The sequence below is a fragment of the Pedobacter sp. Leaf132 genome (genome assembly GCF_920984695.1).
Taxonomy (GTDB): domain Bacteria; phylum Bacteroidota; class Bacteroidia; order Sphingobacteriales; family Sphingobacteriaceae; genus Pedobacter.
In genome coordinates this window covers 63432-83223 of the sequence record NZ_CAKLBO010000013.1, presented here as the reverse complement: position 1 = coordinate 83223, position 19792 = coordinate 63432, and the positions used below count along the sequence as shown (strand labels likewise).

Here is a 19792-nt window from a genome sequence, read left to right as displayed (position 1 = left end):
GTATTAAGCACATGTAAAAAATGCTTATCTTGACTAATTAAAATCCCAGGTTATTCAAATGATTATGCTTCAACAGAGGTTAACAATATTACAAAAGTCTGTAGAGAAGTTCCGCTTTATGTGGATAAATGTCATTTTCGGACTTGGGTTTATTTTAATGCCTGTCCATGCAGAAGCCCAAATCACTGATCGCCATTTTAGGAATATTTCCGTAAGTAAGGGACTCTCACAAAGCACAGTTTTTTCAATAAAACAAGATACCCTTGGCTTTATATGGATGGCCACGCAGGATGGACTTAACCGCTATGATAGCAAAGGTTTTAAAATCTACCGACCAGTAAAGGGTAATGTTAATAGCCTGCAATCCTATTATATTCGCACTTTATTTGTTGATCATGGCGGAAATTTGTGGATTGGCGGCAATCAGGGGGTAAGCCGATATGATTACGCAAAAGATGAGTTTGTGAATTATAAACTGCCACGCAGTTTAGGAGAGTGGTATGTTTCTTCCATCACCGAGGATAAGCAGCATAATCTTTGGGCAACATCAATTGTGGGGGGCGTTTTTAAATTGTCGGCAGGTTCGAAAAGTTTTAGTGAAGTCAATTTTGATTCGTTTAATTACGGGATTAAGAAAATAGCCTACATCTGCAATTGGAATGACGATCTTTTAATTGGAACAGATGTCGGGCTTTACAAAAGGTCGGGAAATAAGAACAAATTTTTAAAAATCGATCTTGGTTCAGAAAAAGCCGCCATAAATGAAGTGTATCTGGATGGCGATGTTTGGTGGGTGGCTACAGAAGGTGCAGGATTAATTCGATACAATCCTGAAACACGACAAAAAAAGAGTTTTTTACATAAAGCCAATACAAATAGCATCGCCGATAATAATATCAGGAGTGTGGGTAAAGATACCGAGGGGAATGTCTGGCTTGGAACGTTCAAAGGTTTGTCTATCCTAAATGCTGCCTCTGGTCTATTCGATAATTATTTTCATCAGGTTTCGCAACCTTACACCATTAGCCAGAATTCGGTACGCTGTTTTTTCAAGGATAAACAAGATGGTATTTGGTTAGGTACATTTTATGGGGGTGTAAACTATTACCATCGTAATGATATTAAATTTAATTTGCTTAGCCAGAACACGGGCAAATTATCGCTAAATGATGAAGTAGTTAGTGCCATTAGTCAGGATGTAAAAGGTAATTTTTGGATCGGTACCAATGATAAAGGACTGAATTACTGGAACAGAACAAATAACACGATTACATACTATTCGAGTAATGAACGCAATGCTAATTCATTGGCATCCAACAACATTAAAGCCATTGCTTTTGATGACCGGGAGCAAGTGCTTATTGGAACGCATAACGGAGGATTGAATATCCTAAACCCAGCTACAGGTTTAGTTAAGCGTTATCTGCATAATGAAAATGACCCAAATTCTATTGCCGGAGATTTGGTGTACAGTGTACTAAAAGATTATAAGGGAAGGATTTGGGTGGGAACCCGATCGGGGCTGGATCAATTAAATTTAGAAAAGGGAATATTTTCTCATATTCATCTGGATAAAGCTGGCAAAAGATTATCATCTGATGATATCACCTTTCTTTTTGAGGATAGTAAGCGGCGGATATGGATTGGTACAACCAATGGTGTGACCTTGCTTTATCCAGATAACATGCTTTTTGGGAATACGGAGAAATCTCAACTAAGTGATGATGTAATTACCTGTATTACTGAAGATAATAATAAGCAAATATGGATAGGATCGAGGGAAGGCTTAAGTACGTTTGATGAGTCTACTCAAACATTCATCACGTATAAAAATAGAAAGGATCTTATAAAAGGTACGATTTATGGAATTGAATCCGATCAGGAAGGAAATCTGTGGGTTTCTACCAATCGTGGTCTCATTCGTTATAATCCAGCCAACAAATCAACCCAAACTTTCGATGAAAGTGACGGATTGCAGAATAATCAGTTTAATGATTATGCTTTTTGCAAGGCCGAAGATGGAATGTTACTTTACGGAGGCATTAGCGGCTTGTCTTATTTCTATCCATCCAATATTAAACAACAATCTCTCCCGTTAAAGGTATCCTTTACCGAACTTGAGGTTTTCGGCCGGATGGTGAACATGGGCGATGAAACTGAAATCCTCGAAAACCCTTTGGATGAGACCAGTAAAATTTCAATCGCTTCTGAATATAAACAGTTTACTATCCGTTTCAATGCCTTCAATTATATTTCAGCTAACCGGACGCATTACCTCTATATGTTGGATGGTGTGGATGAAAACTGGCAGCGAACAGATGATTTAAAGGTAGTTTATAATAATTTAAAAGCTGGAAACTATCATTTCAAAATCAAAGCGGTAGGACCGAACGGAGAAACCAGTGAGATAAGAAGTTTAAAAATTTATGTGCTGCCACCGTGGTACAACACCTGGTGGTTTTATACTTTAATACTAAGTTTTGCTGTAGTTGGAGGTTATATTGCTTACAGGATGATTGCTGAACGTGTTAGAGCACTACACCAATTAAAACTTGAGCGTGTGGATAAGGAAAAGGTTCGTTACATCAATCAGATGAAAATGGATTTTTTTACCAATGTTTCACACGAACTTAGAACACCGCTGACATTAATCCTCGCACCGTTGGAAGAGATGATAAGTAAACCCTTAGCGCAAAAAGCAATTACAAAGCGTCATGAAATGATGCTTACGAATGCCAAGCGGTTGTATAATCTGGTCGATCAACTTTTTGAGTTTAGAAAAACCGAAACCGGAACAAGGCGTTTGAAGGTAGAAAGGGGCGATATCGTAAGTTTTATACATGAAGTATACGAATCCTTCAAACCCTTATCCGACCAAAAAAACATCAAATATACTTACCGCTCTACCCAGGCTAAGCTTGCCTTCTTTTTTGACCATGATGCAATGGAGAAAATAATGTTCAACTTACTCTCTAATGCATTTAAGTACACTAAAAATGAGGATCAGATTAATATTGATTTGTCCATTTCAGAGGAGTATGCCATTATTAAAATAAGTGATTCTGGTGTGGGAATCAGCGACGATGATCTTACTAAGATTTTCGACCGCTTCTACCAGGTTAATAATGACGAAATGAACCTGGGTTCAGGTGTTGGTCTGGCTTTTACCAAGCGATTGGTTGAACTTCATCACGGATCTATCACTGCAGAAAGTGAAATTGGTAAAGGAAGTGTTTTTACTGTTTCAATTCCAACTTCGGATGCTGCCTATGGAGATTTAAGCAAAAAAGATAGTCCGGTTTATGAATTATCTATTGTATCTGAAGCAATAGCCAACGAAGCCGAACCAAATCCCGAACAAAGTGAAGAAGATTTTGAAGTTGTTAAAAAGGATAACCTTCAAAAAAGCCATATATTAATAATAGATGATAACCAGGATATTTTAGATTATTTGCGAGAATACTTTGATACAGATTACTCGGTTACTGTAGCATTTGATGGTTTAATGGCTTTACGAATGCTTGAAGAACAAGCTTTTGATCTGATTGTGAGTGATGTGATGATGCCGGAGCTTGATGGTCTTCATTTTTGTAAACGAGTAAAGCAGAATATAAATACCTCTCATATTCCTGTGGTTTTACTTACAGCAAAATCAGAGATTAATCAGCAGATTAAGGGATTGGAGATGGGGGCTGATGATTATATTACAAAACCTTTTTCTATAGAGATGTTGGCCGCAAAAATTGCCAATCTTTTGCGGGTAAGAAAACGGCTTAAGGATTATTATAGCGGCACCAGGGAAGTAATTCCACAAAATCTGGCTTTCAATACGCTAGATGAAGAATTTCTAAAAGAGGCGATAGACATTGTAGAGAAGCATTTATCAGATTCGGATTTTTCAGTAGAAAAGTTTAGCCGGGAGATTGGCATGAGCAGATCTAATCTTTATTTAAAGTTTAAGGCGATAACGGGAGAATCTGCAACAGATTTCGTTAAAACCATCAGATTTAAAAAGGCAGTTGAGCTGATGCAAACCAAGCGCTATACCATAGCACAGGTTACTTACATGTGTGGGTTCAACTCTCCCTCATATTTTTCAACCGCTTTTAAACAATATTATGGCTGTATGCCAACTGAATATTTAATCAAGTTAGATTCTAAAGAGGGCTAATTTCCAATTCATTTACCAATAACAGATATGATGACAAAAACCTATTTGAAGTTTATTATAACAGCAACATTCATTACAATTAGTGGTTATGTTCAAAGTCAAACCGTTGCCGTAGACCATTATTTTAATAGTGAAACCAAGCTTGGAGCAGATGGTCAAACTCAACCATTTCATTACTTATGGAATGATTCAGAAATGACTGGCTTTTCTATTTTGGGAGCATCTTTTAAAAACAATGGCGCAAAAGAACTTACCGTACTTTTTCAGAAGCCAACAGCAAAAACATTGGCTCAGATCGATGCTTACATCATTGTAGACCCTGATAACCTGAAAGATAATTCTAAACCAAATTACATGAATTTAGAAGATGCAAATGCAATAGCGGATTGGGTAAAACGTGGCGGCGTTCTTTTACTGTTGGCAAATGATCAAGCGAATGCAGATTTAGAGCATTTCAATATTTTAGCTGAGAAATTTGGATTTAAATTTAATAACGACTTAATTTTGCATGTTGTAGATGATGCCCATTTCGAAGATGGTGCAATAAAAATCAATAACAACCAAATATTCAAAACCTCGAAAAAGATTTTCATCAAAGATGCTTCTTCCATCTCCATAAGCCATACGGCAACACCAATTTTAAAAACTATCAGAGAAGAGATTGCAATGGTAATTTCTAGGTATGGAAAGGGAACTGTTTTAGCCATTGGCGATCCATGGTTGTACAATGAATATACCAATGGAAGGTTACCTCAAAGTTTCGAAAACGATAAAGCAGCAGATGATTTATCTAAGTTCATGCTGAAAGCAACAAAATTGAAACATTAATGAACATCAGCTAATCAATGGTTAGTTTTTAAATGCGGATGTATTCGTTTTGCCTTTGGACTTTTTGAAATTTGTGATTTTGGACATGAGAAAATTTGAATTTTTAATCTATATACTACTGCCACTCTTTTGTTTAGCATGCTCCGAATCAAAGAACAAGACAGAGTCAATAGTTATCCAAGATTCCCTGGCCTCTTGCCAGCAAAATCTTCCCCGTAGGTTTGGGGTTTTGAATGATACTTCCAGCTTTGTTAGAAATAAAGTCAGTCATCGCGACATGGTTCTGATTCCTGCTGGTGAGTTCAATATGGGAGCTAAGGATAAAGAGGGACGTGAAGATGAGTATCCACAACACAAGGTCAAACTATCTTCTTTTTGGATGGATGTTAATGAGGTAACGAATGCAGAATTTAAAAAGTTTGTGGATGCAACCGGATATATCACTACAGCAGAACGGAAACCGGTTTGGGAGGAAATGAAAATACAACTGCCAGCAGGAACCCCAAAACCACCAGATAGTGTGTTTGTTGCAGCATCACTGGTATTTTATCAACCTCAATCGATTGATGGTTTAGATAATGCTGCTCAATGGTGGCGCTGGATGAAAGGAGCTGATTGGAAACATCCACAGGGACCGAAAACAAATATCAACGGAAAAGTTAATTATCCGGTTGTTCATATTTCTTGGGATGATGCGATGGCTTATTGTAAATGGTCTGGAAAGCGTTTGCCTACAGAGGCCGAATGGGAATATGCAGCAAGAGGAGGATTGAAAGAGAACTTATATTCTTGGGGAAATGAGGATGTTGAGAAAGGTATTGCCAAAGCCAATACATGGCAGGGAAGTTTTCCGATTAGTAACACAAACTGGGATAATTATGGAGGTCTGGCGCCCGTAAAACGATTCAAACCAAATGGTTATGGTTTATTTGATATGGCCGGAAATGTTTGGGAATGGTGCAGTGATTGGTACCGTTCAGATTATTATGAAACAGTTGGTGGATTGGTTACAAATCCAGTTGGACCATCAGATAGTTTTGATCCAATGGAACCAAGCGTACCAAAGAAGGTTGTTCGCGGAGGTTCATTTATGTGCAATGCATCTTATTGTAAAGGTTATAGGGTTACTTCAAGAATGAAAACTTCAACTGATACAGGTCTTGAGCATACAGGATTTAGATGCGTTAGTTCTAATTGACCATTTTCCTTTCCTTGCAAATTATCCAAGCAATTGCTTTCGAATGTCAAAATTATTGTATTACGCAAATCGTTAATTATCAGGTTTTTACTGGGTAGTGATATTGATTTTTCTAAATTTTAACTAAAAGTCTGACAGTTAAATTTTCTAACGCTAAAAAGTGACGATGAATAAAACTGCTTTCTCCTTGCAAAAAAGGATGTTTTTTCTTAATTTTAAAATACAAATTAAGGGTAAAAAGTCTGACAAAAGTCTGCCAAATACCCCCTAAAATTAGCGAAATGAGAAAAATAAAACCCCTCTCAGAGTATCAGAAAGGCATCTACGGTGAAATATTAGCCGAATTTTTTAATCCGATATTCTCCACCAAAACGCATAACGATTTAATTTTAAATGGTTATGCGTTTTTCTTGTTCCATTACTTGCCAAAATTGGACTCATGAATAGCGAATAATGAAATTAACATGGTTTCATAATTTCAAAAAAAATTGCTAGTTCAGCTAAACGCAGTCTAAGAGGTGTACTGGTTATACAAATTTCTGCAAACAGCCATTCTCCAAAATAAATTTAAAAATTATACAATTTTGCTGTAAGGTTTGCTAAAATCTTCCGACTAAGTGAAGATAATATCTTAAATTGAATGACATGAACACTGCAACCCAGCTACTTGCGCCAAACCTCTGGGTTAAAAATTATTCTGATTATCTATATGGTTTTGCCTTATCCAGGATTAATGACCACCAACAAGCCATGGACCTTGTACAGGATACATTTTTGGCTGCCTTGCAAAAAGTGGATGGATTTGAGGGTAAGAGTACCGAAAAAACATGGCTTACCGCCATCTTAAAATATAAGATTATTGATGTGTACCGTAAAAAGTCTGCTGGTTTAAGAAAGGTTGAGCAGATTAACGAAATAGAACAGCTTAATTTTTTTGACAGCAATGATGGACACTGGAATAATGCTCATCGTCCTGCAGATTTCATTAATAGCACAGATCCACTTGCTGAAAAGGAATTTGAGAAAATTATGGGTCAGTGTCTTAAAAAACTGCCCACATTATGGTTCGCTGTATTTACCCTAAAACACGTAGAGGACGAGCTAACCGAAAAGATTTGTAGTGGATTGGACATTACACCAGCAAATTTTTGGGTGGTAATGCATAGAGCAAAACTAAATTTGAGAAGTTGTTTACAAAAAAACTGGTTGTAATAATTATAGAGATGAATAAACTAAAAGCGATAGCCTACAACTGCAAACAAGCCACATTCTTGATTGAGAAGAAACAGCTGATGCCCCTTTCTTTGAGAGAGAAAATGGAGCTGAAAATCCATCTTACAGGATGCGTTGTGTGCAAACTTTATGAGCAACAAAGTATTTTTATTACAAAGCTGACAAGGCATATTTTTATCAACAGTGATAATACAGATTATAAACTATCTGATGATTTTAAAAAACAACTGCAAAAAACAATAGAAAGAGAGCTTGATAAAAAATAATTTTAAAAATTTCAGCATACGTTGTAAGGTATTGGCATTCTAACCTACCAAAGAGGAAAAACTTGTATAGTTTAACTCAATTACATCGAAATGAACAAAGTCATTTTATTATTACTGGCACTTTCAGTGAGTACCATTCATGCAACATTTGCGCAAAACGCTAGCGAGCGTAAAAAGGAATTTAATATTGATAAGTCTACTTTAGCTATTGATGGCTATGATCCCGTAGCTTATTTTTCTTCAGGAACCGCTATTGAAGGTAAAAAAGAACTAACGTTAGCTCACAATGGCGTCACCTATCGGTTTTCTACCATTCAGAACAAAGATTTTTTTAAGGCAAATCCTGCCAAATACGAACCACAATATGGCGGATGGTGTGCCTTCGCTATGGGCGAAACCGGAGAAAAGGTTGAAATAGATCCCGAAACATTCAAAATTCTTGATGGAAAGCTCTATCTGTTTTACAACAAATTCTTTAACAATACCAAAAAGAGTTGGAACAAGAATGAAAGGAGCCTTAAGGCAAAAGCAGACGCAAACTCGGCCAAATTCTTAAAATAAATAAATTCCTATTTAAAAATTCTCATTATGAAACGTACTTTATTTGTCGCCGCATTTGCTTTATTAACATTTTTCAATGCTAATGCGCAAAAATCAGAAATATTCGCCCCAGCTGGTAAAGCCATTAAGGGTTATGATCCTGTAGCATTTTTTACCCAATCAAAAGCCATTAAGGGTGCTGATTCACTCTCCTATCAGTGGAAGGAGGCAATCTGGCTTTTTTCAAGTATGGAAAACCAAAATGCCATTAAGGCAAATCCAGAAAAGTATGCTCCTCAATATGGTGGATACTGTGCGTATGGTTGTTCAGAAGACCATAAGGCGCCAACACAAACGGATACCTGGACTATAGTAAACGACAAACTTTATTTCAATTACAATGGCAAGGTAAAGGAGATGTGGATGAAAGATCAGAAGCAGCGGATCGAATCTGCAGACGAGAAATGGCCGGCAATCAAAAATAAAAACTAATGAGAAAACTGATTTTTGCCCTTTTATTGTTATCGGGTGATGTGCTATTTGCACAGGATACTACCAAAATTGCCGTAACAACTGGTGTAGGCTTGATTAGCATGCCTGGTTCATTATCAAAAGTGCTAAAGCCTTCAATTACTTTTAATTCGGGTATTGAGCTGAAGTTAAAAAAGAACTGGTTTTTGCAGGGAGATGTGAGCCTAAATTCTATCGGTTACAATCAAATTATTCGTGGTAATGCTAATAACTATCTGTTTGAAGACGCTAACAGTTCCTTATTTCAGATTGGTGTTAGCGGCGGTTATTCCATTAAATTTTTGCCTTCTAAATTTAGCTTGGACTTATATGCGGGGCCTGGATTTCAACGCTTTGGTGAACCAAGGGTAACCAACAATACATCTGCTTTGGTAACCAGGCAAAATATTGTTTTTAATAACACTGTTTTTGGAAAAGTTGGGAGTAGGCTGTCTTACATGACAAAGTCGTCACTGCTGCAAACTATTTATGTTGAGGCTACCTATTTTACTTCACCGCTACATGTACAAACATACCGTTTGCAAGGATTTACCTATTGTGTAGGCACCAGGTTTAGTTTAATGTAATCTAATTTATTTTATGAAAACTAAAAAAATAATATTTTGGATTCTTCGCCTTTTTGTTGCAGTAATCCTCTTACAAACCCTTTATTTCAAATTTACAGCCTCGGCAGAATCTGTATTCATTTTCAGTAAACTCGGTATAGAACCTTGGGGAAGAATTGGGACGGGAATAAACGAATTGATTGCCTCCATCTTAATTCTAATTCCCAGAAAAACTATTTATGGTGCATGCCTGGCAATGGGCACAATGGGTGGCGCTATCTTTTCGCACTTTACCAAACTTGGTATTGTAGTAGCGAATGATGGTGGAGAGCTGTTCATTTTAGCATGTGCGGTATTTCTTGTCAGTACCTTTTTGGTATATGTTAACAGAAACCAGTTATCTAACTCATTTGTACGATTATGAAGTTACAGCAGTCAATAGAAAGCCTTTTTGCACAGCTTGGAAAAGTATTGGAAGAACTAAGTACAGAGGAGTTTACCTGTGCCATTGATGTGCTTTCCAATTCGAGTATCGGTCAGCATACCCGTCATATAATAGAGTTTTTTATCGAATTGAATAATGGCTACGATAAGGGAATTGTTGATTACGACCAGCGTAAAAGGAGCCATAGCATCGAATCAGATAATAATTATGCGCTTGAGCAGTTACACTTTATTGCTTCAAATCTGTCTAAGCCTAATAAAAATTTAATATTGAAAGCAGATTTCGAGTGTTCAGATTGTTTGATAGAAGAAATTTCGGATACTGACATTGCCACAAATTACTTTCGTGAACTAATGTACAATCTGGAGCATACCGTACATCACATGGCACTTATCAGGATTGGAATAAAGGAAGTTTCAACTATAGAACTACCAGCACAGTTTGGCGTCGCTTTTTCTACTTTAAAATTTAAGGCAATATGTGCACAGTAAGCTATATTCCAACAGCTGACGGATTTTTTCTTACTTCAAACAGGGACGAAAAGAAAACAAGGTCAAAGGCAATTTATCCGGCTGCTTACGATAATGGAAATTATAAAGTTATCTATCCGAAAGATCCAGATGGAAAAGGAACATGGATAGCAATCAACACAAATGGAGTTGCTGCGGTGCTACTGAACGGCGCCTTCATTAAGCATAAAAGTGAGCCTGTATACCAAAAAAGCAGAGGACTGGTACTGATGGATGTGATTAATACAGAGCATACCACCGCCGCATTGACGGATATGAATTTAGAAGGAATTGAACCTTTTACGCTCATTGTCTGCAGCCGCCAATCATTAACGGAGCTTCGATGGGATGGCGTGATAAAGCATGTTAAAAGCCTTAACCCGCAAATGGCAGCTATATGGTCTTCAGTTACGCTTTATGAACAAGATATTTCAAGAAAAAAGACAGTTTGGTTCGAAGAATGGCGATCAACGAAGCCATTTCCACTACAAAATGAAATTATTGATTTTCATCATTTTTCAGGAAAAGAGAGCAGTGAAGGGCTGATTATAAACCGGGAAATGGTAAAAACAGTTAGTATAACCTGCTTAGCATTAACTAAAGAAAAATTGTCGATGACCTATAACGATTTGCAAAGTGAAACAACTCATAATATTACGGAAGTTTTATATTAAGCTCACGAATTGGGAGTACTGGCCTATGGAGGTGATTTACCTTCCCATTTTTGGCTATTGGATTTATTTGGGTATTAAGGCGAAATCATTGTTCTTTTTTAGTGCTTCCAATCCAAAAATCGAAAATGCGGGTTTTGCCATGGAACGTAAAAGTTTGATCTATCAAACCCTGCCCAAAGGCAGCTATCCAAGTACCGTATTTGCTAAAGTTGGTACAAGCGAAGATGAATTAATGGAATTGATGAAAAATGGGGAACTTCAATTTCCTGTTATCGCGAAGCCAGATGTTGGACAGAGAGGAATACAGGTTAAGCTAATTACTAACAAAGAAGAATTGGCTACCTATTCCAACCAGATATTTACAGATTTCCTTCTGCAAGAATACATTAACTATCCAAATGAAGCCGGTATTTTTTACTACCGAATACCAGGAGAAAAAACAGGAAAAATTTCTGGTGTAGTTGGTAAAGAATTTATGGAAGTTATTGGTGATGGTGTATCTACCATCCGCGATCTTGTTATTAAAATCGACCGTTACCTGTTTCAACTTAATGAATTAACAGATGTAATGGGAGAGTCTATTCATCATATACTTAAAGTTGGAGAAAGCCGAGTGCTTAATCCTTATGGCAACCATTGCAGGGGAGCTTTATTTTTGGATTTAAGCCACCGCATAAATACCAAGTTAATGATGGCCATTGACAAATTTTGTATGCAAATTCCAGAATTTTATTTCGGTCGTTTGGATATCAAATACAACACATGGGAAGAGCTTTGCGAAGGAAAGAATTTTGTGGTTATCGAACTGAATGGTGCAGGCAGTGAACCAACGCATATATATGACCCCAAACACTCGATCTGGTTTGCATGGAAAGACCTCATCAGGCATTGGAACATTCTTTACCAAATTAGTATGGTAAACAAAAAAAATAACAAACTTACACTAATGGGGTATGCAGAAGGAATGGAGTTGATTAGGAAAAACAGTGAGTATGTTAAATTAATTGCATAGTTGTGAAATACCTAAAAATATTTTCCGCCGGTTTGTTCATTAGTCTTATAGGGTCTATCCCGGTAGGAACGCTAAACTTAAGCGTTGTTGGATTAATTTTGAAACATCGTGTTGCAGATGCAATTGCTTTTGGAATAGGGGCAATAGTAATGGAAATGTTAATAGTATGGTTTGCCATCCTCATTTTAGATAAACTGGGCAAACTTAAAAAAGTGCTGACTTTTCTTAACCTAGTTATGTGTGTTGTGCTGTTTGTTCTGGCAATTTCAAGTTTCATTGCAGCATTTCAAATGGAGAAACTGAAAGATGTTATCCCATTCAGCAGCCATTATCCATTTTGGGCTGGAATCTTATTGAGTTTTTTAAACCCACTGCATCTTCCTTTTTGGATGGGCTGGACAGCTGTGCTGAGAAACAAAAATGTATTTGTTAAAAGTAGATTCGGTTATTGTGTATATATCTTTTCTATTGCTTTAGGAACAAGCACTTCATTTGCGCTTTATGGCTTTACGGGTAACCTGTTCATAGATTTCTTTGAAGCCAATCAATATATTCTTAATTGGATTGTTGGCTTTACGCTAATACTTACCGCCTCAATCCAAACTTACAAGTTGTTTAAGCAAGTTTTTACGCCTAAAAAAACAATCACCATAATTTAAAAGAGTATGAAAAATTCGATTTTTTTATTGATAATTTTATTGCTGTTTTGCGGCTGTAAAAAAGAAAATACGCCAACTGAGGTTTTGGATGAAAAGGTAAGCGCTGCAGCTTTTGTTAAGGCAGGTGGAAACTTTACAAACGGACCTTACGGTATGGTTACTGGGTTGGCCAAAGTATACATGGAAGCAGAAGTGCTAAAGTTGGCTTTTGAAGATTTCTCTAGCACTAATGGTCCAGATTTGAAAGTGTATTTAAGTAAGGATATCAACCCTGTTGATTTTATTTATCTTGGCGATCTTAAATCAGTAAGCGGAAATCAACTTTACACAATACCTGCTGGTACAATTGCCAAAGACTATAAATATGCTTTGGTTTATTGTCAACGTTATAAACATCTATTTGGGTCGGCCGAACTGAAATTTTAATTTTCTACACAAGGATAAAATGAACTGATAACATAATGATCATAGATAAATATTTTAAATAGGCTATTCTTGTTTAAATGCTATTTTTTGATTATTATTTTTAAAAAAAAATGCCTCCACATTGTGTATAACTTTTTGGAGGCAGTGCATTCCTTTGGAATGGCCTTTTGCTATGCATTTAACTTAATGATGGCAAATTTTTACCATGTACAGCTAGTCTCAACTATTTCAAGGTTACATCCAGATAAACCGAATGCCTGCCATAAGTATTGTAAAAGGGTTTAAAAACCACATCGTCGATGGTAAAATTTAGTTCTTTTGGGTTGCCTTTTATGCTTTTACCTATATCGTTTGCGTTAAAAGTTATTTTGCGCCAATCTTTTCTGGCTTCGGGCTCCTGAGCTGCAAGCAAAATGGGACCATAAAATAAACTTGCAATATTTTGCTGGTCCATCACCGGGTCTAAATGAAAGGTAAACGGCATTTTTAATTCAATGGTATCTCCATCTTTCCAACTGCGGTTAAGTGCGAGGTAAGAACCAGGTGTTACATTTACCTTTTGTGCAACTCCGTTTATTTTTACCAGAAAACCTTTGGTAGCCCATCCCGGTACACGAACATGAATTTCAAATTTTCCATTGCCTCTTACTGTTAATTTCGTTTGGTCTTCTTTTGGAAAATCTGTCGTTTGCTCAATGCGTACTTTTTGCTCAGTCCAATCCAACACGGATGGGATGTAGAGGTTTACATAAAGTGCTTTGTTATCTTTGCTTTTAAAGTAAATTGAATTTTGGAGTTTTGTGCTACTCTCAATAGCGGTACCGTTACAACACGTAAAACCGGTCATGTCTTCATTTCCAAACTGTTTTACAGAACCTGGTCTTAGTGGTACATGGTAGGTATTTGCAGGACTATTTTCTGCTACAGATGCCAAAATGTGATTATATAAACCACGTTCGTAATAGTCCATTAATTCGGTTCGCTGGTCGTACATAAATAAATCACTTGTTAACTTAAGCATATTATAAGTGGCGCAAGTTTCATTTTGTCCGCCTTCAGAAAAACCATTTTCATAAAGTGTTGAGGGTTGGGCTACAAAGCACTCGGCATTGGCCGGATTGCGTGCACCCGCTACACCACCAATGCTATACATGTAATCGCTAATCATTTTATGCCAAAAATTATCAGCTATGTTATAATATTCAGGATTTTTAGAAGCCTGATACATCTCTATACTCCCAACAATTTGAGGGATGTGCTGGTTAGCATGAAGGCCGCGGAAAAGATCAACATTTTTTGCCAGGCCATTTGTATGGGATGCATCACCATAAAAAACTTTGATATTATCGAACAGTTGTGCAGTTTTTAAATATTCTGTCTTCTTGGTGATTTTATAAAGTCTGGCCATTGATTCATTCATACCTCCATATTCGCCGGCTATGTAAGTATTCCACATTTTAATAAGCGTTTCCTGAGGCAGGTTATTTAATCTTGCAAATACCCAATCGCCCATGTTTGTGGCAATTGCCAATGCTTTTTTATTTCCACTTACTTCGTAAACATCTATTAAGCCTGCCAAAATTTTGTGTAATGTGTAATAGGGGGCCCATACCTGATTTTTCTGACCGCCGTATTTAGCACCTTTTTCCAGCATAATAAATTGGTCTGGCGGATAAGCACTAATAAAACCGGTTCCCCAATTCCAATAATCGTTGCGTATACTTCCGGTAGCTAAATCAGAATCAAAATCAGCTTTGCCGGCTCCAACCGGTACTTTTGTTGGGTCGGCGTTAAAAGTTCCGCCTGCTTTTTGAGGCTTTCCGGAGCGCTGCGATAAATCGTATAGAGTATTCACCATATAGTTCATTTTATCAGCAAAATTTTGATGTAATGTCTTATCATATCCTGTCCCGGCATAAGCCTGAGCAATTGCAGAAAGGTAATGTCCGGTAGCATGACCTCGTAACTTAGTATCTTCTGTATCCCAAACGCCTAAGGGCTTTGTTCCCGAAGGTTGCTTTTGTCCAAAGGCATGTCTAAACATATATAAAAACGAGTTTGGATCAGTTTTAGAAAGCCTTTTAATAAATTTATCTCTGTTTTCTATAAATTTTGTTTGATTGCCATCAGCATCTGTTTTTAACGAAACCTGATTAAGTTTAAAACCAGATAGTTTCTGCTCAGGAGCGATTTTTGATGAGGACGGTTCAATAATTACTGTGGCTTTTGGTTTGAAACTGGTGCCAGGGATATCGCCTGTTACACTATAAGTTCCTGGTTTTAAAACTGAAGAATTATCTGTTGGTGCTGGCCAGATAACCCTCACTTTTGGTCCGATAGTATTGTTTTTATAAACTGCATCAATAAAGGCTGGTAACCGTGGTAACGAGCCAACGGCAGTTTTTATGGTAATATCAGGCACACTTACTAAAGATCCATTGTAAAATTGAGGAAGATTGGCTGCAAATTTCGGGAGATCGTCTTCAGGCTTGGTATTGGTATTTACCAGACCATTGCCACCTCTATCTGCGTTTTTAAAAATGCCTGCAACTTGTTTGCTGTTTAAAGCTACCCGGTAAATTCTAAAGTCATGTAAATTGGCATTAAGGTGTGGATTTCCTTGAACAAAAGATTTGCCGATATAAAGTCTGTTTTTATCTTTCGATTGTGGCGAGGCAAATATTTCAGATAAATCTGATATTGCATGAGCCACTTCCCCTGATGGCTTTCCGTTTATGTAAGTAATTAAAGTTTTTGAAGGAATATCAATCACCACGGCTAAATGAACCCACTTATTCAGCTCTATTGGAGATGATATAGCATTTATTTGATTCTTGGCAGAAACAATGGTTGCGGTTAAACCTTCAGGCTGGTTGCTTCGGGCGTTAAGCATGTAAAAGTGCTTGCTGTTATTCACACCAAAGTCAAACACAGCTTGATTTGCCTGATTTGAACGTAGAAAAACCCATCCCGATAGGCTTATCGACTCCATCTCCTTTAAAACAGCATCTGGTAAATTAATAAAAGAATTAGCTTCACCAGAAAGTGAAAGCACTTTTCCAAAACGCGTATCGTTAACAAATTTTACTTCGTTAGATAGCGATGTTCCATGTAGATTATTTCTCGACCAATCTTTTAAATTGCCATCAAAAATGTATCGGGCGCTTAATCCGGTTTCTCCAATACCATCTAATATTTGGTCGCCACTTTGCGCAAAGGCAGTATTAAAAAACGAAAAAAGTGCAAATACAAAAGTTGCTAACCAATGTATTCTGCTTCTGATTTTTGATGTTGCTATTTTGCTCATTTTTTTATTAATTGATAGATATCTAAGTAGTTTTAAAACGAAGAAATTTACAGATATGCTGTATGGAAAATTTTATGCCATTCGTTTAGAAAGATAAAGCTATAAAGAACATTGAGCTCAACATGCATCCTTTTTAGCTGATAACCGCAAGATATTAACAAATTACATTTGTTGATTACAGGGATTATGTAAAAGTTATCAGCCTGAATTTAACTGCTTTTAGTAGATTAAATTTTAAATAACTTACATCTGGCAAATGGTTTACTGATGATTTTTTAAAATGAAATAATTCAAGTTTCAGATTTAAATTTAACCGTATCCCGTAATTACCATTTTAAACTGACCATAATTAAGCAGATTATTTACTGATTTTGCCTAAATCTGCTTCTCATGTCAACCTTCGTTTATTATAATATATTTTTGGTTATATAAAATTGAATATTGGTTATCCAAAAATAATGATGAATATACATACCGGTGTGCCAAAGGCATATTTACTTACCTTTTTAATAATCGTATCAGTTTTTGCTTCCATGGCGCAATCTCCGTGGGTTAATCTTTCAAAAAAACCATCAACATTAAATTTATCTGATGGTTTTGTAGAATTTGATGCTGGCGCCTTTAATTTAAGATTGGTAAAATCATCACAAACTGTTGCCGGCTTAAAGCCAAAAAATGTAAAAGATTTCGATTTTGTTCCAAGTGATAGTTTAAAAGTTAGAAGTTCTGATGGCCTTTACCATTTGGGCGATATCAATTTAAGAATTCGCAATGTTGGTACTGAATCGTGGAAAAGCTATAGTACAGCAACCAGGCGAATGCCTGTTAATGCCATTGCGGTTAAAGGAAAGGTTTTAGCTGCCGCAGATTTATCATCAACGCTGCCCTCAGATATTCCTTTACAGATTATCCGCTCTTGGGAAATGGTTAACGGGAAACTTTCGCTAAAGTTTACGCTAAAAAATAAAACCAATACCAATATCGAAATTGGAGCATTGGGTATTCCGATGATTTTTGATAACATTTTAGAAGGAAGAACATTAGAACAAACGCATGCTAAAAATGTATTTTACGATCCATACATTGGTAACGATGCCGGCTATTTGCAGGTAACCCGATTAAGCGGTCAAGCACCATCGTTAATTGTTGCGCCATTGGGCAAAGCTCCTTTCGAGGCTTACAACCCTTTAAATGATGATAAAACACCAAGAGGAATTGCTTTTGAAGGATTTTACGAGTGGATGATACACAGCAAAGCTTATGCAGAAAACGAATGGAAAACAGCTGAACCATGGAACAACCCTACTTCAATAATCATTAAGCCGGGCGAAGTTAAAACTTACGCCTTACAGTTTATTTTATCCGGCAAAGCCGAAGAAACAGAAAACACCTTAATTGAAAATAAAAAACCTGTAGCGATATCGGTTCCGGGTTATGTGCTAGCCCAAAATGTTGATTCAAAATTATTCATCAATTACCCTAAAAAAATTAAATCAATTAATTGTTACCCCGAAGGCGCTTTAACTTTTAATGCCTTGCCATTAACAAAGGGTGGTTGGAAAAATTATGAAGTAAAAGGTAAAATTTGGGGTAGGGCAAAATTGACTGTAACCTATGATGATGGTTTGGAACAAACGATTAATTATAAAATTATTGCACCAGAAAGTGAAGTTATTGCCAGTTATGGGAATTTCCTGACCACAAAACAGTGGTTTAATCAGCCTGATAATATTTTTCATCGTTCTCCATCGGTTATAACTTATGATTACGAAAAGCAGCAACAAGTGGCGCAAGATAACCGGGCCTGGATTGCAGGCTTAAGTGATGAAGGTGGGGCAGGTTCATGGCTTGGCGCCATTATGAAGCAATTGGTGCAGCCGGAGAAGACGGAGATAGACAAGCTTCAAAAATTTGTAGATACGGTAATGTTTGGCAGAATACAAATAAAGGACGGACCAAATAAGTATGGTGTTAGAAAGAGTCTTTTTTACTATGCGCCAGATTCATTGCCAAAAAATACTTATGCTAAGGATATTAATTTTAAAACCTGGTCGGCTTGGCCTAAAAAAGAAGCAGATAACCTGGGTAGATCATACAACTACCCACATGTTGCTGCGGCACACTGGATGTTGTATCGCCTGGCTAGAAATTATAAAGGTTTGGTAGCACAATCTACCTGGAAACAACACTTAATTGATGCGGCACAAACGGGTATGGCGATGGTAACTATTGCGCCTTATTATGCGCAGTTTGGGCAAATGGAAGGAACCGTTTTTTATCTGATTTTGAGAGATTTAAAAAATGAAGGTCTGTCGCAACAGGCAACCGAACTTGAAACCGCAATGCGAAACCGTGCTAACCATTGGCGTACTTTACAATATCCTTTTGGTAGCGAAATGCCTTGGGATTCTACCGGGCAGGAAGAAGTTTATGTGTGGTCTAATTATTTTGGTTATGATGATAAAGCAAAAGTTACACTAGATGCGATTTTGGCTTATATGCCTGTTTTACCTCATTGGGCTTACAATGGAAATGCCCGCCGCTATTGGGATTTCCTCTATGGCGGGAAATTACAACGTGTAGAACGTATGATTCATCATTACGGATCGGCATTGAATGCGATTCCGGTGTTGATGGATTACAGAAAAAACCCCGATAATTTCTACTTACTTCGCACCGGTTACGGTGGTTTGATGGGTTCCATTTCTAACATTACCAAAGATGGATTTGCACCTGCAGCTTTTCATGCTTATCCTTCTACATTAAAAAATGATGGTATTACAGGCGATTATGGGTCAGGATTTTTTGGGTACGCAGTTAATACTTCATCTTATATATTAAAACACAAAGAATTTGGCTGGCTGGCTTTCGGCGGTAATTTACAAACCAAAGGTGATGTGGTAAACGTAACATTAACTACTGCCGCAAAATCTGCAGTCTACCTTGCACCAATAGGCTTGTGGGTAACTTTAGATGCTGGTAAAATAGAATCGGTAACGTTCAATATTTCCAATGGTGATGTTTTGTTAAAACTGCAAAAAGCAGATGATTTTACGCCCGAGGCTGTACTCAGAATTGATCAACCAGCCAAACCAACAGGAACTGGCGTTTACCAAATAAAAACATCGGGTAAACCAGATCGTGGCGCTTTGGTAATTCAGCTTTCGCCAAATGGTACTACAGATGTGATAATTAAGAAATAGGATAGTATAAACTTTTTAGAAGCCTCGCACACTAAAATGCCCCCAACAAGTTAAACACTTATTTGGGGGCATTTTTGTGAATGGAGAAACCAAGTTTAGTGTAAGTTATGCAAAAAATAATCAGCTGCTAAATCCTTATTTTATAAGTAGTTAACTTAAAAACGAATGGTGTTAGCTAATTGTAAATATTCTGTTAATATTCGGTTACAAGTAGCTAAGATCATCTTAAGGCATTCATTTAATGG

Annotated in this window: 16 protein-coding genes; 15 read left to right on the top strand and 1 reads right to left on the bottom strand. The window is 36.9% G+C overall.

Annotated features, from left to right (window positions below):
- Positions 1–64: 64 nt before the first annotated feature.
- The 14 genes from LUA86_RS18090 (at position 65) to LUA86_RS18025 (ending at position 13037) form a co-directional block, all read left to right on the top strand.
- Positions 65–4171, top strand: a complete 4107-nt coding sequence (locus LUA86_RS18090) for a hybrid sensor histidine kinase/response regulator transcription factor (protein ID WP_231465432.1) — start codon at positions 65–67, stop codon at positions 4169–4171.
- A gap of 27 nt (positions 4172–4198) precedes the next feature.
- Positions 4199–4999, top strand: coding sequence for a hypothetical protein (locus tag LUA86_RS18085; RefSeq protein ID WP_231465430.1), 801 nt, complete (start codon positions 4199–4201; stop codon positions 4997–4999).
- Positions 5000–5228: 229 nt separating this feature from the next.
- Positions 5229–6197, top strand: a complete 969-nt coding sequence (locus tag LUA86_RS18080) for a formylglycine-generating enzyme family protein (protein WP_231465428.1) — start codon at positions 5229–5231, stop codon at positions 6195–6197.
- Positions 6198–6842: 645 nt separating this feature from the next.
- Entirely contained in the window at positions 6843–7409 is a 567-nt protein-coding gene (locus tag LUA86_RS18075; protein ID WP_231465426.1) for a sigma-70 family RNA polymerase sigma factor, read from the top strand.
- A gap of 11 nt (positions 7410–7420) precedes the next feature.
- On the top strand, positions 7421–7696 hold the full coding sequence (locus LUA86_RS18070; protein ID WP_231465424.1) for a hypothetical protein: 276 nt from the start codon (positions 7421–7423) through the stop codon (positions 7694–7696).
- Positions 7697–7786: 90 nt separating this feature from the next.
- Entirely contained in the window at positions 7787–8257 is a 471-nt protein-coding gene (locus tag LUA86_RS18065; protein WP_231465422.1) for a YHS domain-containing (seleno)protein, read from the top strand.
- A 27-nt stretch (positions 8258–8284) separates the two neighbouring features.
- Positions 8285–8728 (top strand): YHS domain-containing (seleno)protein, encoded by a 444-nt coding sequence (locus LUA86_RS18060; RefSeq protein WP_231465420.1) that lies wholly within the window; start codon positions 8285–8287, stop codon positions 8726–8728.
- Positions 8728–9333 (top strand): hypothetical protein, encoded by a 606-nt coding sequence (locus LUA86_RS18055; protein ID WP_231465418.1) that lies wholly within the window; start codon positions 8728–8730, stop codon positions 9331–9333. The genes LUA86_RS18060 and LUA86_RS18055 overlap by 1 nt, the downstream gene beginning before the upstream one ends.
- 13 nt (positions 9334–9346) lie before the next feature.
- Positions 9347–9736 (top strand): DoxX family protein, encoded by a 390-nt coding sequence (locus LUA86_RS18050; protein ID WP_231465416.1) that lies wholly within the window; start codon positions 9347–9349, stop codon positions 9734–9736.
- On the top strand, positions 9733–10248 hold the full coding sequence (locus tag LUA86_RS18045) for a hypothetical protein (RefSeq protein ID WP_231465414.1): 516 nt from the start codon (positions 9733–9735) through the stop codon (positions 10246–10248). The genes LUA86_RS18050 and LUA86_RS18045 overlap by 4 nt, the downstream gene beginning before the upstream one ends.
- Positions 10236–10940: an NRDE family protein gene (locus LUA86_RS18040; RefSeq protein ID WP_231465412.1), complete on the top strand. Its 705-nt coding sequence runs from the start codon at positions 10236–10238 to the stop codon at positions 10938–10940. The genes LUA86_RS18045 and LUA86_RS18040 overlap by 13 nt, the downstream gene beginning before the upstream one ends.
- 25 nt (positions 10941–10965) lie before the next feature.
- Positions 10966–11952: a hypothetical protein gene (locus LUA86_RS18035; protein ID WP_231465410.1), complete on the top strand. Its 987-nt coding sequence runs from the start codon at positions 10966–10968 to the stop codon at positions 11950–11952.
- Between the two features lie 2 nt (positions 11953–11954).
- Positions 11955–12611 (top strand): LysE family transporter, encoded by a 657-nt coding sequence (locus LUA86_RS18030; protein ID WP_231465408.1) that lies wholly within the window; start codon positions 11955–11957, stop codon positions 12609–12611.
- A gap of 6 nt (positions 12612–12617) precedes the next feature.
- Entirely contained in the window at positions 12618–13037 is a 420-nt protein-coding gene (locus tag LUA86_RS18025; protein ID WP_231465406.1) for a DM13 domain-containing protein, read from the top strand.
- Between the two features lie 223 nt (positions 13038–13260).
- Here LUA86_RS18025 and LUA86_RS18020 read toward each other — a convergent pair whose 3' ends face one another.
- Complete coding sequence (locus tag LUA86_RS18020) at positions 13261–16344, bottom strand: beta-L-arabinofuranosidase domain-containing protein (protein ID WP_231465404.1); 3084 nt, start codon at positions 16342–16344, stop codon at positions 13261–13263.
- A gap of 458 nt (positions 16345–16802) precedes the next feature.
- Between LUA86_RS18020 and LUA86_RS18015 the strand changes: the two genes are divergently transcribed.
- Positions 16803–19547 carry a DUF5695 domain-containing protein gene (locus LUA86_RS18015; protein ID WP_231465402.1) on the top strand — a complete coding sequence of 915 codons (2745 nt, stop codon included), beginning with the start codon at positions 16803–16805 and terminating at the stop codon, positions 19545–19547.
- The last annotated feature ends 245 nt before the right edge of the window (positions 19548–19792 follow it).

What these genes read in the sequence shown, in the direction of transcription:
- LUA86_RS18090 (WP_231465432.1), top strand. Translation starts at nt 65, where the DNA reads ATGCTTCAACAGAGGTTAACAATATTACAAAAGTCTGTAGAGAAGTTC.
- LUA86_RS18085 (WP_231465430.1), top strand. Translation starts at nt 4,199, where the DNA reads ATGATGACAAAAACCTATTTGAAGTTTATTATAACAGCAACATTCATT.
- LUA86_RS18075 (WP_231465426.1), top strand. Translation starts at nt 6,843, where the DNA reads ATGAACACTGCAACCCAGCTACTTGCGCCAAACCTCTGGGTTAAAAAT.
- LUA86_RS18070 (WP_231465424.1), top strand. Translation starts at nt 7,421, where the DNA reads ATGAATAAACTAAAAGCGATAGCCTACAACTGCAAACAAGCCACATTC.
- LUA86_RS18065 (WP_231465422.1), top strand. Translation starts at nt 7,787, where the DNA reads ATGAACAAAGTCATTTTATTATTACTGGCACTTTCAGTGAGTACCATT.
- LUA86_RS18060 (WP_231465420.1), top strand. Translation starts at nt 8,285, where the DNA reads ATGAAACGTACTTTATTTGTCGCCGCATTTGCTTTATTAACATTTTTC.
- LUA86_RS18055 (WP_231465418.1), top strand. Translation starts at nt 8,728, where the DNA reads ATGAGAAAACTGATTTTTGCCCTTTTATTGTTATCGGGTGATGTGCTA.
- LUA86_RS18050 (WP_231465416.1), top strand. Translation starts at nt 9,347, where the DNA reads ATGAAAACTAAAAAAATAATATTTTGGATTCTTCGCCTTTTTGTTGCA.
- LUA86_RS18045 (WP_231465414.1), top strand. Translation starts at nt 9,733, where the DNA reads ATGAAGTTACAGCAGTCAATAGAAAGCCTTTTTGCACAGCTTGGAAAA.
- LUA86_RS18040 (WP_231465412.1), top strand. Translation starts at nt 10,236, where the DNA reads ATGTGCACAGTAAGCTATATTCCAACAGCTGACGGATTTTTTCTTACT.
- LUA86_RS18035 (WP_231465410.1), top strand. Translation starts at nt 10,966, where the DNA reads ATGGAGGTGATTTACCTTCCCATTTTTGGCTATTGGATTTATTTGGGT.
- LUA86_RS18025 (WP_231465406.1), top strand. Translation starts at nt 12,618, where the DNA reads ATGAAAAATTCGATTTTTTTATTGATAATTTTATTGCTGTTTTGCGGC.
- LUA86_RS18020 (WP_231465404.1), bottom strand. Translation starts at nt 16,344, where the DNA reads ATGAGCAAAATAGCAACATCAAAAATCAGAAGCAGAATACATTGGTTA.
- LUA86_RS18015 (WP_231465402.1), top strand. Translation starts at nt 16,803, where the DNA reads ATGATGAATATACATACCGGTGTGCCAAAGGCATATTTACTTACCTTT.